11 protein-coding genes are annotated in these 12,768 nt (G+C 64.1%); 8 read left to right on the top strand and 3 right to left on the bottom strand.

The genetic code is table 11. The annotated features are described in order from the left end of the window. Positions 1 to 7 precede the first annotated feature (7 nt). The 5 genes from H3T90_RS03050 (at position 8) to H3T90_RS03030 (ending at position 5,676) form a co-directional block, all read left to right on the top strand. Complete coding sequence (locus H3T90_RS03050; protein ID WP_198229545.1) at positions 8 to 748, top strand: GNAT family N-acetyltransferase; 741 nt, start codon at positions 8 to 10, stop codon at positions 746 to 748. Beyond that, positions 735 to 2,045 carry an MFS transporter gene (locus H3T90_RS03045; protein ID WP_198229544.1) on the top strand — a complete coding sequence of 437 codons (1,311 nt, stop codon included), beginning with the start codon at positions 735 to 737 and terminating at the stop codon, positions 2,043 to 2,045. The genes H3T90_RS03050 and H3T90_RS03045 overlap by 14 nt, the downstream gene beginning before the upstream one ends. Before the next feature lie 27 nt (positions 2,046 to 2,072). Further along, the gene (gene dapB / locus H3T90_RS03040; RefSeq protein WP_198229543.1) at positions 2,073 to 2,810 is read left to right on the top strand and encodes a 4-hydroxy-tetrahydrodipicolinate reductase; all 738 of its coding nucleotides are present in this window, start codon (positions 2,073 to 2,075) and stop codon (positions 2,808 to 2,810) included. Between the two features lie 40 nt (positions 2,811 to 2,850). After that, a complete protein-coding gene (gene dapA, locus H3T90_RS03035; RefSeq protein ID WP_198229542.1) occupies positions 2,851 to 3,756 on the top strand; it encodes a 4-hydroxy-tetrahydrodipicolinate synthase in 906 nt (301 codons plus the stop codon). Between the two features lie 66 nt (positions 3,757 to 3,822). Then, positions 3,823 to 5,676, top strand: coding sequence for a ribonuclease J (locus H3T90_RS03030; RefSeq protein ID WP_198229594.1), 1,854 nt, complete (start codon positions 3,823 to 3,825; stop codon positions 5,674 to 5,676). A gap of 208 nt (positions 5,677 to 5,884) precedes the next feature. Here H3T90_RS03030 and H3T90_RS03025 read toward each other — a convergent pair whose 3' ends face one another. Then, positions 5,885 to 6,067, bottom strand: a complete 183-nt coding sequence (locus tag H3T90_RS03025; protein WP_176694628.1) for a hypothetical protein — start codon at positions 6,065 to 6,067, stop codon at positions 5,885 to 5,887. A 125-nt stretch (positions 6,068 to 6,192) separates the two neighbouring features. Then, positions 6,193 to 6,951 carry a Tle-like phospholipase domain-containing protein gene (locus H3T90_RS03020; protein WP_198229541.1) on the bottom strand — a complete coding sequence of 253 codons (759 nt, stop codon included), beginning with the start codon at positions 6,949 to 6,951 and terminating at the stop codon, positions 6,193 to 6,195. Between the two features lie 213 nt (positions 6,952 to 7,164). On the opposite strand from H3T90_RS03020, the gene pepN reads away from it, so the two are divergent. From pepN to H3T90_RS03005, 3 genes are all read left to right on the top strand, one after another. After that, a complete protein-coding gene (gene pepN, locus H3T90_RS03015) occupies positions 7,165 to 9,780 on the top strand; it encodes an aminopeptidase N (RefSeq protein ID WP_198229540.1) in 2,616 nt (871 codons plus the stop codon). A gap of 98 nt (positions 9,781 to 9,878) precedes the next feature. Then, positions 9,879 to 11,255 carry a phosphoglucosamine mutase gene (gene glmM, locus H3T90_RS03010; protein ID WP_110424962.1) on the top strand — a complete coding sequence of 459 codons (1,377 nt, stop codon included), beginning with the start codon at positions 9,879 to 9,881 and terminating at the stop codon, positions 11,253 to 11,255. 30 nt (positions 11,256 to 11,285) lie between these two features. Then, entirely contained in the window at positions 11,286 to 11,939 is a 654-nt protein-coding gene (locus H3T90_RS03005) for a peptide deformylase (RefSeq protein WP_198229539.1), read from the top strand. Positions 11,940 to 11,953: 14 nt separating this feature from the next. Here H3T90_RS03005 and H3T90_RS03000 read toward each other — a convergent pair whose 3' ends face one another. Further along, positions 11,954 to 12,637: an SOS response-associated peptidase gene (locus H3T90_RS03000; RefSeq protein WP_198229538.1), complete on the bottom strand. Its 684-nt coding sequence runs from the start codon at positions 12,635 to 12,637 to the stop codon at positions 11,954 to 11,956. Between the last annotated feature and the right edge of the window lie 131 nt (positions 12,638 to 12,768).

The raw sequence follows: 12,768 nt of genomic DNA, 5'->3' as shown, positions 1-12,768 counted from the left end.
GAGACAGATGACAACGTCCAGTAATCACGACCAGGCCTCCTGGCGGAGGGGGAGCGTGGCAATAAGACCCATGGTCTGGGCGGACATGCCCGACCTGGTGGGGACCTTTGATGCCACCTGGAAGGTGCAGGAGGATCCCGAGGGAACTGTGTCCCGGCTGAGCGCCGCGCATTTCATCCTGCATTATTTGGTGGGTACCACCAGGGCTCGGATAGCTGTCGATGGGCAGGACTTTCTGGGGGTGACCCTGTTGGCCGAAGGGCATGGCGAACCCTGCTTCCCCAAGGCCGAAGAGGAGCTGGAGCAGGTGGACCAGCAGCTGTCTGCCACGACATTGGGCGCCCAGACCCTGGACCGGGCCCGCCAATGGCAGCTGACCGAAGTCAAGCTGGAGGAGCAGTGCGGTCTGGCCGTCCCGCCCCAGGCTGAGCTGAGACTCTTCCTGGTCGCCAGCCGCGCTCGGGGACGCGGCGTGGGCGGCGCCCTGTGGCGGGACACCCTGGAGCATCTGGACCAGGCGGGCATCGAGCGCTTCTACCTGCACACGGACTCCTCCTGCGACGTGGGCTTCTACGACCACAAGGGCATGGAGCGGCTGGCCGAGCTCAAGGGCCGGGACCATGCCGCCTTCGCCGGGCGTGACCCCTCCGACGATCCGCAGTTCTTTGAGGGTATTGACGACATCTTCATCTACGGAGGCCGTGTGAGCGACCAGCTGGGCAAGGATGGTGATCATGGCGGCCGCTAAATCACCCTTCCTGCGCCTGTTCACCTACCCGGGCGCCGCCGGTTTCTGCCTGTCGGCCGTTCTGGCCCGTCTGCCCCTGGGCATGATGGGTCTGGGCATCGTGCTGGCCTTGAACCACATCTATGACAACTGGACTTCGGCCGGGCTGATGAGTGCCGTCTACACGCTCTGTGCGGCCCTGGTCACCCCCTTCTACGCCCGTCTGTTCGATAGGTTCGGTCAGCGTCGGGTCGGGGTGACCGCCCTGATCGTGCAGGCTCTGGCCATTCTGGGATTCGCCCTGGGTGCCATGCGCCGGGTTCCCCTGGGAGTGCTCTTTGTGCTGGCGGCTCTGATGGGCTTGACCCAGTTCGCCTTCGGAGCCCTGGTGCGCACCCGCTGGGCCTGGGTGTTGCGCGACGACAAGACCAATCTGCTCAACACCGCCTACGCCCTGGAGTCGGGGCTGGACGAGTGCGTCTTCATCCTGGGACCCATCCTCTCCGCCTACCTGGCCACCTCGGTCAGCCCGGTCTCCCAGCTCTACCTGCCTGCCCTGGCCCTGCTGGTCGGCGGGCTGACCTTCTTCGCCATGCGTTCCACCGAGCCTCCGGCTGTCGTTCGCATGGAGGCCGTCGACCAGTCGGCAGCGGATCACTCCCCGGTGGATGCCCATGGAGATGTCCTGCCAAATGATACTGAAGGCCATCAGGGCTCGCGCTCGGCTCTGGTCTACCCGGGCATCCTCCTGCTGGTGGTGATCTTCGTTGTCTTCAACATGAGCTTTTCTGCGGTGGACGTCTCGGTGACCGCCCTGACCAAGTCCATGGGCCGCGAGGGGGCGGTGGGCCTGCAGCTGGCCCTGTTCGCCCTGGGCTCCCTGTGCGGGGCGCTGATCTTCGGCTCGGTCAGGCTCAAAGGATCCCGCTGGCGCTATCTGGCGACCTTCCTGGTGCTGCTGACCCTGGGCTATGTGGTCTTCCGCCTGGTCATGGACAACCTGGTCCTGCTGGGTCTGGCCGAGGTGCTGACTGGCTTGTGCGTTTCGCCCATCTTCGCCACCGGCAACCTGATCGTGCGCGAGAACGTGGATGCCCGGGCCCTGACCGAGGGGCTCTCCTGGCTGTCCACCGGTGGATCCATCGGCACCTCTCTGGGATCCACCCTGGCCGGAGTCGCCCTGGATCAGTTCGGACCCCACGGCGGCATGACCATCCCGGCGGTGGTCACGTGCTGCGCTGTCCCCCTGGCACTGCTGGGCTGGGCCAGGAGCCGCGGGAGGGGTATGGTCGTGGAAAAGACCGAAAATGCTGAGTGAAATGAACAGTGAAGAAGGAGGCAGCCGATGATTCGCGTATCGGTGCTGGGTGCAGGCGGACGCATGGGAACCGAGGTGGTGCGTGCTCTGAATGACGCGCAGGATATGCAGACGGCCCTGCTGCTGGGCCCGGATGACGATCCGGCGGCGATCAATCCGAGCAACACGGATGTGGCGGTCGACTTCACCAGCCCCGATGCAGTCCTGGGCAACACCCTGACCTTGATAGGGCAGGGGGTCCACTCCGTCATCGGCACCACCGGCTGGACCAAGGAGCGCCTGGACCAGGTCGAGCAGGCCTTGGACGAGCATCCCGGGCTCAGCGTCTTCATCGCTCCCAACTTCGCCATCTCTGCAGTGCTGGCCGACCGGTTCGCAGCCATGGCGGCCCGCTACTTCGAGTCGGCAGAGGTGATCGAGATGCACCATCCCGATAAGGTCGACGCCCCCTCCGGCACTGCCCTGGGGACCGCTTCCGCCATTGCCGAAGCCCGTCGCAAGGCTGGTATGGGTCCCATGCCCGACGCAACCCAGCAGCCTGATGCATCTAGGGGTCGGGTGGTTGACGGTGTCCACGTCCATGCCGTCCGGCTGCGGGGACTCAACGCGCATGAAGAGGTGCTCATGGGCAACCCCGGCGAGCAGCTGACCATTCGCGCAGACAGCTTCGAGCGTGTCTCCTTCATGCCCGGAGTCCTCCTGGCCGTGCGCCGTGCTGGAAGCATTCCAGGACTGACCGTGGGCCTGGACCACTACCTGTTCTGATATCCGCAAGAGCGTCCCCATCTGCAAGTAGCGTGAAGATATGACCGAGACCGTTACCCATCTGCTTCCTCCTGCACCCTTCGGACGGGTGATCCCCGCCATGATCACGCCTATGAATAAGGACGGATCCGTGGATTATGAGGCTGCCGCCAATCTGGCCCGCACCCTGGTGGCCGATGGGGCCGACGGCATCCTGGTCAACGGCACAACAGGCGAGTCTCCCGTCACCCACATGGAGGAGAAGGTCAACCTGGTCAGGGCCGTCAAGGATGCCGTCGATGTGCCCGTCATCTCCGGAGCGGGATCCAACGACACGGCGCACACGGTACGCATGGTGGAGATGACCCAGGAGGCCGGGGCCGATGCCCTGCTGGTGGTCATGCCCTACTACTCGCGGCCCTCCCAGGATGGGGTGGTGGCCCACTTCCGTTCGGTATGCCAGTCGGCTCAGCGACCGATCATTCTTTACGATGTGCCCGGACGGACCGGGCTACACATCGAGCTGGACACCTACCGGCGGCTGGCAGAGCTGGATGGGATCACAGCCGTCAAGGATGCCACGGGCGACCTGGCCTCCATGACCCGCAAGCGCGAGGAGACCGGCCTGACCTGGTATTCAGGCGACGACGGGCTCTATCTGCCCTTCCTGGCCCTGGGCGCGGTCGGCATCATCTCGGTCATTGCTCATGTGGCATCCGGACCCATGAAGCGTCTGGCTGACGACTTCGATGCTGGCGACTTGGATGGCGCAAGGGATCTGGCCGTGCGTCTGGACCCGCTGGTCCAGGCTCTGAACGGCCAAGGGCAGCAGGCCGTCATGGCCAAGGCCGCTCTGAAAGCGGCCGGCAGACTGGACCAGACGGCCATGAGGCTGCCCAATCTGGGTCCCGATGAGGACCAGGTGGCTCTTGCCCGCAAGGGCATGAAGGCTGCCGGGCTGATCTGAATCAGTCCTCAAAGCGACGTCGCCCCTGTATAGGCAGGGGCACAGATGATAGAAACACAAGTGACTATGGCAAGAAAACAAGAAGAATCAAACACGACCGGCAAGAGCAGAAGTCGTCGGTCCTCCTCCAAGAATGGCAAGCAGGGGTCAAGCAGGTTCCGGGGCGAATCCCGCAACCGTCGCAACGGCGCCATCGCCCGTGGCAAGGGCACCCAGACCGAGCAGCATCTGGTAGCACCCCCCAAGTATCGCAAGGGCTCCATGCGCATCGTTCCCCTGGGTGGCCTGGGCGAAATCGGCCGCAACATGAATGTGATCGAGTACAACGGTCACATCCTGCTGATCGACTGCGGCGTGCTCTTCCCCGAGGAGGAGCAGCCGGGCGTAGACCTGATTCTGCCTGACTTCAGCTACATCAAGGACAAGCTGGACCAGGTGGACGCCTTGGTGCTGACCCACGGGCATGAGGACCATATCGGCGGTGTGCCCTACTTGCTCAAGTTGCGTCCGGACATCCCCCTGATCGGATCCAGGCTGACCCTGGGATTCGTCGACGCCAAGTGCGAGGAACACCATCTCAAGCCCACCAAGGTTGAAGTCAAGGGCCGCGACAAGCTCAAGGTAGGCCCCTTCAACCTGGAGTTCGTGGCTGTCACCCACTCCATTCCCGATGCTTTGGCCGTCTCCGTGCGCACCCCGGCAGGCCACATCATCGACACCGGCGACATGAAGATCGACCCGCTGCCTCTGGATCACCGTCTGACCGATCTGCGCGAGTTCGCCAAGCTTGGCGAGTCCGGCGTGGACCTGCTCATGGTCGATTCCACCAACGCCGAGGTCCCCGGCTTCGTCAAGCCCGAGATCTCCATTGCCCCCGCCCTGGACAAGGCCTTCGCCGAGGCCCAGCGCAAGATCATCGTGGCCTCTTTCTCCAGCCACGTCCACCGGGTGCAGCAGGTGGTCGATGCCGCTCACAAGTTCGGCCGAAAGGTGGTCTTCGCCGGCCGGTCCATGGTCCGCAACATGTCCATTGCCTCCGACCTGGGCTACCTGCACCTGCCCGAGGACACCGTGGTCGACCTCAAGGACGCCCACAGCATCCCCGATGAGAAGATCGTCTACATGTGCACCGGATCCCAGGGCGAGCCCATGGCGGCTCTGGGCCGCATCGCCGACGGGACCCACCGCGACATCACCATCAACGAGTTCGACACGGTCATCCTGGCCAGCTCGCTGATCCCCGGCAACGAGCACGAGGTCTACAAGGTCATCAACAAGCTGGTGCGTCTGGGTGCCAAGGTGGTCAACCGCGACAACGCGGCCATCCACGTCTCCGGCCACTCCGACGAGGGCGAACTGTTGCACTTCTACAACATCGTGCAGCCCAAGTGCGCCATGCCCATCCACGGCGAGAACCGGCACCTGGTGGCCAACGGCCTGATCGCCGTCAAGACCGGTGTAGATCCGCAGAACGTGGTCCTGGCCGAGGATGGCGATGTGGTGGACCTCTACCATGGCCAGGCCGCCGTGGTCGGGTCCGTGCCCTGCGGTTACGTCTATGTGGACGGCGACTCCGTTGGTCAGCTGACCGACGACGAGCTTGAGCAGCGCCGGATTCTGGGCACCGAGGGCTTCGTCTCCGCCTTCGCCGTGGTCGACACCGAGACCAGCAAGGTCGTCTCGGGCCCCAAGCTCTATCTGAACGCCGTGGCCGAGGATGAGAGCGAGTTCAAGTCCATCAACGCCCAGATAATTGATCAGCTTGAGGATGCCATGTCCAAGGGAACCACCGGCACCTACCAGCTCCAGCAGATGATGCGCCGCACCCTGGGCGGCTGGATCTCACGCAAGCTGCACCGTCGGCCCATGATCGTGCCTGTGGTGGCCGACATCGCCACCGACGTGCAGTCACAGGACTGACCATCGTTTCCTGCAACTGATACCGAAGGCTCCGGCCGTCCATCTGGGCGACCGGAGCCTTCAGTTTTATCAGTAGACAGCAGCGCTTACATGCTCACGATGACCTTGACGTGGTTCCCGTGTCCTCACGCAGCTGGCGGAAGCCCTTATCCACGATGTCCTCGACGGTACCCGAGATCTCGCGGCCGAAGACCACCGGTAGGGTCTCTCACGTCAGCGGATGGGGATGGTCGGGCGAATTCCCGCTCCCGTTTACGGCTCCGCCATAGTAAAGATGAACATTGGAACCGCAGATGCCGGTGAAGGCGGGATGAATCTTGATGGTTCCCGGCTTGCGCTCAGGCTCGGGCACGTCCTTTAGACGTACAACTTCCTTGCCGTAGTACATCATTGCTTTCAGATCGCATATCCTCTCTGATATGCGTGTAAGACCCTGCACGAACGAAGTTGAATACCCAACATGATATCCCTGCGGGCGGGTGACGCTCTCTCGTTGGAGACTGCCCAATTCCCACGTTACCGCGGGTATTCGGCCAAAGTGATGGGAGTTTCGACCAGGACCTCGCCGCCCTGGTCGAAGTCGAAGTCGCCCAGCCAATGTCCGAACCTGCTGGGTCCCTTGCCGCACCAAACCACACAGGCGCTGCGGTCAGCCTGTCCGCTCAGCAGACGGTTGGCAGTCCCGGTCACCCTGTCGTTGCCCAGACGGTAGTCCAGGAACTTGCCGTCCCCGTAATGGCGGGCCACCCGCTTACGCTGCTCCTGGCCCAGCACCCGCCAGGGGTCGGCGGCGCAGAAGACCCGGGCGGGCAGGTCCTGCTCGGCCGCCTGGATCAGAGCCAGGCCTCCGCCCAGACTATGTCCGGTAAAAAGCACCCCGCGGTCGGTTCCCGCCTTGTGTCGGGCCAGGTCAAGCGCTTGCCTGGCCAGGATGCCTGCCTGCTGTGTCTGTCCCGGCTCCCCATTCAGCGGTGGCAGGAAGCAGGTCAGCGCGGCATGGATGTCGTGGCGAGGGTCGTCGCGCAGGTTGGTGCCTGCATAGACCACGACCAAATGGGCATAGTCCGGACCGTTCTCCATGTTCTGGGCGGCAATCATCCCCTCGAAGCCGTTTTCGGGGCAGTAGCGTGAGCGCAGCACCCAGTAGCTGCCCAGGGTCGGATCCTCGAACCAGTGCAGGCCCGGCCGGGTCTTGACGTCCCCTCGACCGATCCCGTAGGAGTACTGGCAGAGCATGTTGAGCTGCTGTGTGGTAAACCCGGTCCGGACCTGCATGACGCTCCCTTTCCGCCAGACTCATAAAGCATGGACCATGAACAACCGCCTGGAGGCCTGACTATTCCCGTCCGGACTGCGCCGTGAGAAAAGAGGGAAACCGTCCCGCTGGCCCGTCGACTGGTGTCCGCATTAGACTTGACATGCCATATCCATACAGGACCTATGCCGATGCCGGTGGGGGCACCGACATCCATGCGCGAAAGGAAATTCATGCCCGGAGCCAATCTGACTCGTGTGGAAGCCGAAGAGCGAGCCGTCGTCGTATCCAATGTCAGCTACAAGGTCAATCTGGACCTGACCAAGGGGCCTGCAACCTTCCCCTCTACCGCCCTGATCGACTTTGATGCCCGGCCGGGGGAGTCCACCTTTGTGGATCTGATTGCCGACCAGGTCAGCCTGATCGAGCTGAACGGCCGGCGTCTGGACCCGGCCCTGGCCTTCAGGGACGACCGGATTGAGCTTACCGACCTGAGCGAGCACAACCAGCTGCGGGTGGAGGCCCTCTGCCGGTATTCGCGCACAGGCGAGGGTCTGCATCGCAGCGTGGATCCCTCGGATGGCAACGTTTACCTATACTCCCAGTTCGAGGTACCCGACGCCCGCCGGGTCTATGCGGTCTTCGACCAGCCGGACATCAAGGCCGTCTTCGACTTCACCGTGGATGCCCCCGCATCCTGGACGGTTCTGTCCAACATGCCTCCCGCCTCCCATCAGGCCCTGGACAGCCGCACCGCCGAGGGAACCCTGGAGAACGGCCGTACCGAGGGCGTGACCCGTTGGGTCTTCCAAACCACCCCGGTCATGAGCTCCTACCTGACCGCTTTCGCCGCCGGACCCTACGCCCGTTGGACCAGCGAGTACCATAACGAGGACGGCCGGACCATCCCCATGGGCCTATACTGCCGCCAGGCGCTGAAGGACTCCCTGGACGGGGATGCCGAATACCTCTTCGATGTGACCAAGAAGGGCTTCGCCTTCTACGCCAAGACCTGGGACCTGCCCTTCCCCTGGGCTAAGTACGACCAGATCTTCGTGCCCGAATACAACGCGGGCGCCATGGAGAACATCGGCCTGGTCACCTTCCGTGATTCCTACGTCTTCGAGTCCAAGGCCACCGGGGCCCAGATCAACCGCCGCGTGGAGACCGTCCTGCACGAGCTGGCCCACATGTGGTTCGGCGACCTGGTGACCATGAAGTGGTGGAACGATCTGTGGCTGAACGAGTCCTTCGCCGAGTTCATGTCGACCCTGGCCACCGCCGAGGCCACTGAGTGGACCGACGACTGGGCCACCTTCTGCTCCGGCGAGAAGAGCTGGGCCCTGACCGAGGACCAGCTGCCCACCACCCACCCCGTGGTGGCCCCCATCCGCGACCTGCATGACACCGAGGTCAACTTCGATGGCATCACCTACGCCAAGGGCGGTTCCGTGCTGAAGCAGCTGGTCGCCTACGTGGGCCGTGATCGCTTTTTCCAGGGCATCCACAACTATCTGACGGCCCATGCCCACGGCAACGCCACCCTGAAGGATCTGCTGACCGAGCTGGAGAAGACCAGCGGCCGCGACCTTGGCAACTGGTCCCGTCTTTGGCTTGAGGAGGCCGGCATCACCACGCTGACCAGCCAGGTGCAGACCGACGAGCAGGGGACCATCACCGCCATGCGGATTGACCAGACCGCCCCCGAGGAGCATCCGGTCCTGCGTCCTCACCGCCTGGCTGTGGGCTTCTATGACGAGGACCAGTCCGGCAAGGTGGTGCGTACAGACCGGTTCGAGCTGGATCTGGACGGCCAGGGAGCCGAAGTGCCCCAGGTCGTCGGCAAGAAGCGTCCGGCCCTGATTCTGATCAACGACGACGACCTGACCTACGCCAAGCTGCGTCTGGATCAGGATTCTCTGGAGTATGCCACGCAGAACCTGTACCGGATCGAGGACCGTCTGGCCCGGGCCGTGGTCTGGCTCAGCCTTTGGGACATGACCAGGGATGCGCAGTTCCCTGCTGAGCGCTTCATTAGCCTGAGCTTGAAGGCACTGGCCACCGAGCACCAGTCCACCACCTTCCGCTACGCCCTGTCTCAGATCTCCACGGCCGCCCACCACTTCACCGCCTCCCGTCGCCGTCAGCCCATGCTGCAGCTGGTGGCCAGCACGCTCTGGGATCTGGCCATGAAGGCCCAACCCGGTTCGGACGAGCAGTTCCAGCTGGTCCGCGCCTACCTGGGCTACGGAGACGACGCCGACTTCGAGGACCACGCCCGGGGTCTGCTGAGCGGCGACCTGAAGCTGGAGGGGCTGACCGTCGACAACAACACCCGCTGGCTGATCATCCACGCCTTGTCTGCCCACGACCTGCTGGCTGACGGCGAGATCGACCGGGAGCTGGCCGCGAAAGACACCACGGAGAACCGCGAGTTCGCCATGGGAGCCCGGGCTGCACGTCCGACTTCCGAGGCCAAGGCCTGGGCCTGGGATCAGGCTCTGCACAATGAGGATCTGACCAATTCGCAGATCGAGGCCCTGGCCGACGGCTTCTCCGGTTCAGGGGACCAGGAGCTCTTCGCGCCCTACGTGGACCGCTTCTTCGCAGCCGTGGACGAGGTCTGGACCCAGAAGACCTTCCACATCGCGGAGACCCTGCTCAACCCCCTGTCGGCGGGCGGACTCTACCCGACCAAGGCCGACCCGGCCGCCCTGGTCAAGGCGGGCGATGCCTGGCTGGCCGACCATGCTGAGGCACCCAAGGCCCTGCGTGGGATGATCATCCAGAACACGGAGTCCTCCAGACGCATACTCAAGGTCCGCGAATACAACGAGCGTCTGCGCTGAGTATTCTGCCCGCCCCGGCCCAAGTAGCGACGGGTCAGGGGCGGGGCCATAATGAATCTGTTGTCTGCACGCAGGATGGTACGTTCGGAGGAGAGCAAATGCCCAGATTATTCGGTACCGATGGTGTACGCGGTTTAGCCAATAGAGACCTGACCGCACAGCTGGCCCTTGATCTGGGCGATGCAGCAGTCAGGGTCCTGGGCCGTGGTGCGGATCGGTCCGCGGGCCGCCGACGGGCACTGATCGGCCGCGACACCCGGGTCTCCGGGGACTTCCTGGCCTCGGCCCTGGCTGCCGGCATGTCTTCGGGCGGTTTCGACGTGATCGACGTGGGCATCATTCCTACTCCGGGCATCGCCTATCTGACCAGTGTGCTGAACGTGGAGATGGGGGCGGTCATCTCCGCCTCCCACAACCCCATGCCGGACAACGGCATCAAGTTCTTCGCCCGGGGCGGGTTCAAGCTCCAGGATTCCAAGGAGGACGACATCGAATCGGTCCTGGGCCAGGACTGGGAACGCCCGGTGGGTGAGGGCGTAGGCCGCGTCTCCCATGACACGGTGACCGCCACCAACATGTATATCGACCATCTGGTGGAGGCCGTGGCCCCTGTGGCCCCTGACAAGACCCAAACCAAGCCCTTGGACGGTCTGCGGATCGTGGCCGACTGCGCCAACGGAGCCACCTCGGTGGTAGCTCCCGAGGCCCTGCGCCGGGCCGGTGCGGACGTGGTGGTCATCAACGCCTCGCCTGACGGATACAACATCAACAAGCACGCCGGCTCCACCCATCCCGAGCAGCTGCAGGCCATGGTCAAGGCCTCGGACGCGGTCATGGGCGTGGCCTTCGACGGGGATGCCGACCGCTGCCTGGCCGTGGACGAAGAGGGAACCATGGTCAACGGCGATCAGATCATGGGCATTCTGGCCCGCGCCAAGCAGCGTGAGGGCAAGCTGGCCAACGACACCCTGGTGGTCACCGTCATGAGCAACCTGGGACTCAAGTTGGCCCTGAAGCAGATGGGCATCGTCACCGTCCAGACGGCTGTGGGCGACCGCTACGTCCTTGAGGAGATGCTGCGCGGAGGCTATACCCTGGGCGGCGAGCAGTCCGGGCACGTCATCAACCGCGAGTTCGCCACCACGGGCGACGGGACCCTGACTGCCTTGACCCTGGCCAAGGAGGTCGTGCGCTCGGGCAAGAGCCTCAAGGAGCTGGCCGCCGACTTCCCGCAGCTGCCCCAGCAGCTGATCAACGTCTCCGGTGTGGACAAGAACGCGGCCCGCACCAATGCCAAGGTCCAGGATGCGGTCGAGGCGGAGGAGCGGATGCTGGGCAGCACGGGCCGGGTCCTGCTGCGGCCCTCGGGCACCGAGCCTCTGGTCAGGGTCATGGTCGAGGCGGCCACCCAGGAGCAGGCCGACCAGGTCTGCCAGCGGCTGGCCTCAGTCGTGGCCGACGAGCTGGCCATCTGAACCGACGACCCAGGAAAGGCGGAATCATCCATGTTCGGCAGAACGGCGGCCTTCGACGCCGATCTCAACCACCGGGTGGAATCCATGCTGGCCGAGGCCGGCAAAGAAGAGCTCCTGCCTATTGTGCAGATGGGCGAGCCCGTACTTCGCCGGCAGGCCAAGCCCTACAAGGGTCAACTGGCAGCCAAGACTCTGAACAGGCTGCTCAAGGCCATGCGGGCCACCATGCTTGAGGCACCGGGCGTGGGGTTGGCGGCACCTCAGGTGGGCCTGGGCCTGGCAATCGCCGTCATAGAGGATCATGTCCGCGACGACGAGGATGATCCGCGTCAGATCGACGAACTGCCCTTCAGGGTCATCATCAACCCCTCCTATGAGCCTATCGGGCAGGAGACCGCGGCCTTCTACGAGGGGTGTCTGTCCCTGGAAGGATTCCAAGCGGTTCGGCGGCGCTGGCTGGACATCACGGCCAGTTGGGAGGACCGTTCCGGGCGCAAGCACCGCCAGCGCATGCACGGCTGGCCGGCCCGCATCTTCCAGCATGAGACCGACCATCTGTCGGGCGAGGTCTACATCGACAAGGCCGAGATTCGCAGCCTGTCCTCCGACGACAACCTGAGCGAGTATTGGGCCTACGACCCGGTCCCCACCGAGGCGGCAAGGGAGCTGGGCTTCACCATCTGAATCCTGCGAACCCTCTAAATTCTCTTGACCCTCTGGTCCAGGGCCATTTCCTCGGTCAGCTCCGGACCGTCACCTTTCAAGGGCGCCACCGGGTGCATGGTCAATCCTTCAGAGGCATGACGGCCGGGTTCCACAGCCTTGGGCAGAACCGCCCTGCCGTTCACGCTTGGGTCCAGCCATGAGTCCAGGCTCTCGTCAGTGATCAGCAGGGGCATCCGGTCGTGCACCCGGGCGGCCTCCGGGGTGGCTTGCGTCGTCAGGATGGTGGCCGTCAGCAGCCAGGGTTGGCCAGGTCTGGCACGCCACCAGGAGTAGAGTCCTGCGATATTCAGCGTGTGGCCGTCGGGGGCCTGGAAGTAGTAGGGCTGGTGGTCAGGTGTCCACTCGTAGTAGCCGCTTGCCGGAATGATGGCCCTCTGACTTTTGGCCGAGTCCGCGTAGGTCCGCTTGGTCAGGGCGCTCTCCACCCGCGCGTTGTGGGTGGGGTAGGCCATCTGGTCGCTTTCGGACCAGGATGGGACCAGGTTCCAGCGGGCCGGATGCAGGTGCCGTTGCCCATGTCGGTCCTGGGCCACCAGGGCTATGACCGATCCGGGGCTGATGTTCCAGGAGGGCTCGGGCAGTCCCGAAGCTTGCCGGGCACCGTAGTGTTGGGCCAGGCTGGAGTAGTCCAGGTCGGCCGCGAATCGTCCACACATGAAACCCATTCTATGGATGCCTGGAGTCCCCGTCGAGGAAACGCCGGAGGCCTTTCCCCGGGCCAGTCTAAATGCTGATTGGCCTCTCTTTCCTGCTAGCATGAAGGTGGTCTGCGGCAGCGGTGCATACA

The sequence above is a fragment of the Bifidobacterium polysaccharolyticum genome (genome assembly GCF_016101585.1).
Taxonomy (GTDB): Bacteria; Actinomycetota; Actinomycetes; order Actinomycetales; family Bifidobacteriaceae; genus Bombiscardovia; species Bombiscardovia polysaccharolytica.
This window is presented reverse-complemented; position numbering and strand designations above follow the sequence as displayed.

Excerpts from the sequence above, each read along its gene's own strand:
- H3T90_RS03000 (WP_198229538.1), bottom strand. The coding sequence starts at position 12,637 with ATGTGTGGACGATTCGCGGCCGACCTGGACTACTCCAGCCTGGCCCAA.
- H3T90_RS03005 (WP_198229539.1), top strand. The coding sequence starts at position 11,286 with ATGTTCGGCAGAACGGCGGCCTTCGACGCCGATCTCAACCACCGGGTG.
- dapB (WP_198229543.1), top strand. The coding sequence starts at position 2,073 with ATGATTCGCGTATCGGTGCTGGGTGCAGGCGGACGCATGGGAACCGAG.
- H3T90_RS03045 (WP_198229544.1), top strand. The coding sequence starts at position 735 with ATGGCGGCCGCTAAATCACCCTTCCTGCGCCTGTTCACCTACCCGGGC.
- H3T90_RS03025 (WP_176694628.1), bottom strand. The coding sequence starts at position 6,067 with ATGATGTACTACGGCAAGGAAGTTGTACGTCTAAAGGACGTGCCCGAG.
- dapA (WP_198229542.1), top strand. The coding sequence starts at position 2,851 with ATGACCGAGACCGTTACCCATCTGCTTCCTCCTGCACCCTTCGGACGG.
- pepN (WP_198229540.1), top strand. The coding sequence starts at position 7,165 with ATGCCCGGAGCCAATCTGACTCGTGTGGAAGCCGAAGAGCGAGCCGTC.
- glmM (WP_110424962.1), top strand. The coding sequence starts at position 9,879 with ATGCCCAGATTATTCGGTACCGATGGTGTACGCGGTTTAGCCAATAGA.
- H3T90_RS03030 (WP_198229594.1), top strand. The coding sequence starts at position 3,823 with ATGGCAAGAAAACAAGAAGAATCAAACACGACCGGCAAGAGCAGAAGT.
- H3T90_RS03020 (WP_198229541.1), bottom strand. The coding sequence starts at position 6,951 with ATGCAGGTCCGGACCGGGTTTACCACACAGCAGCTCAACATGCTCTGC.
- H3T90_RS03050 (WP_198229545.1), top strand. The coding sequence starts at position 8 with ATGACAACGTCCAGTAATCACGACCAGGCCTCCTGGCGGAGGGGGAGC.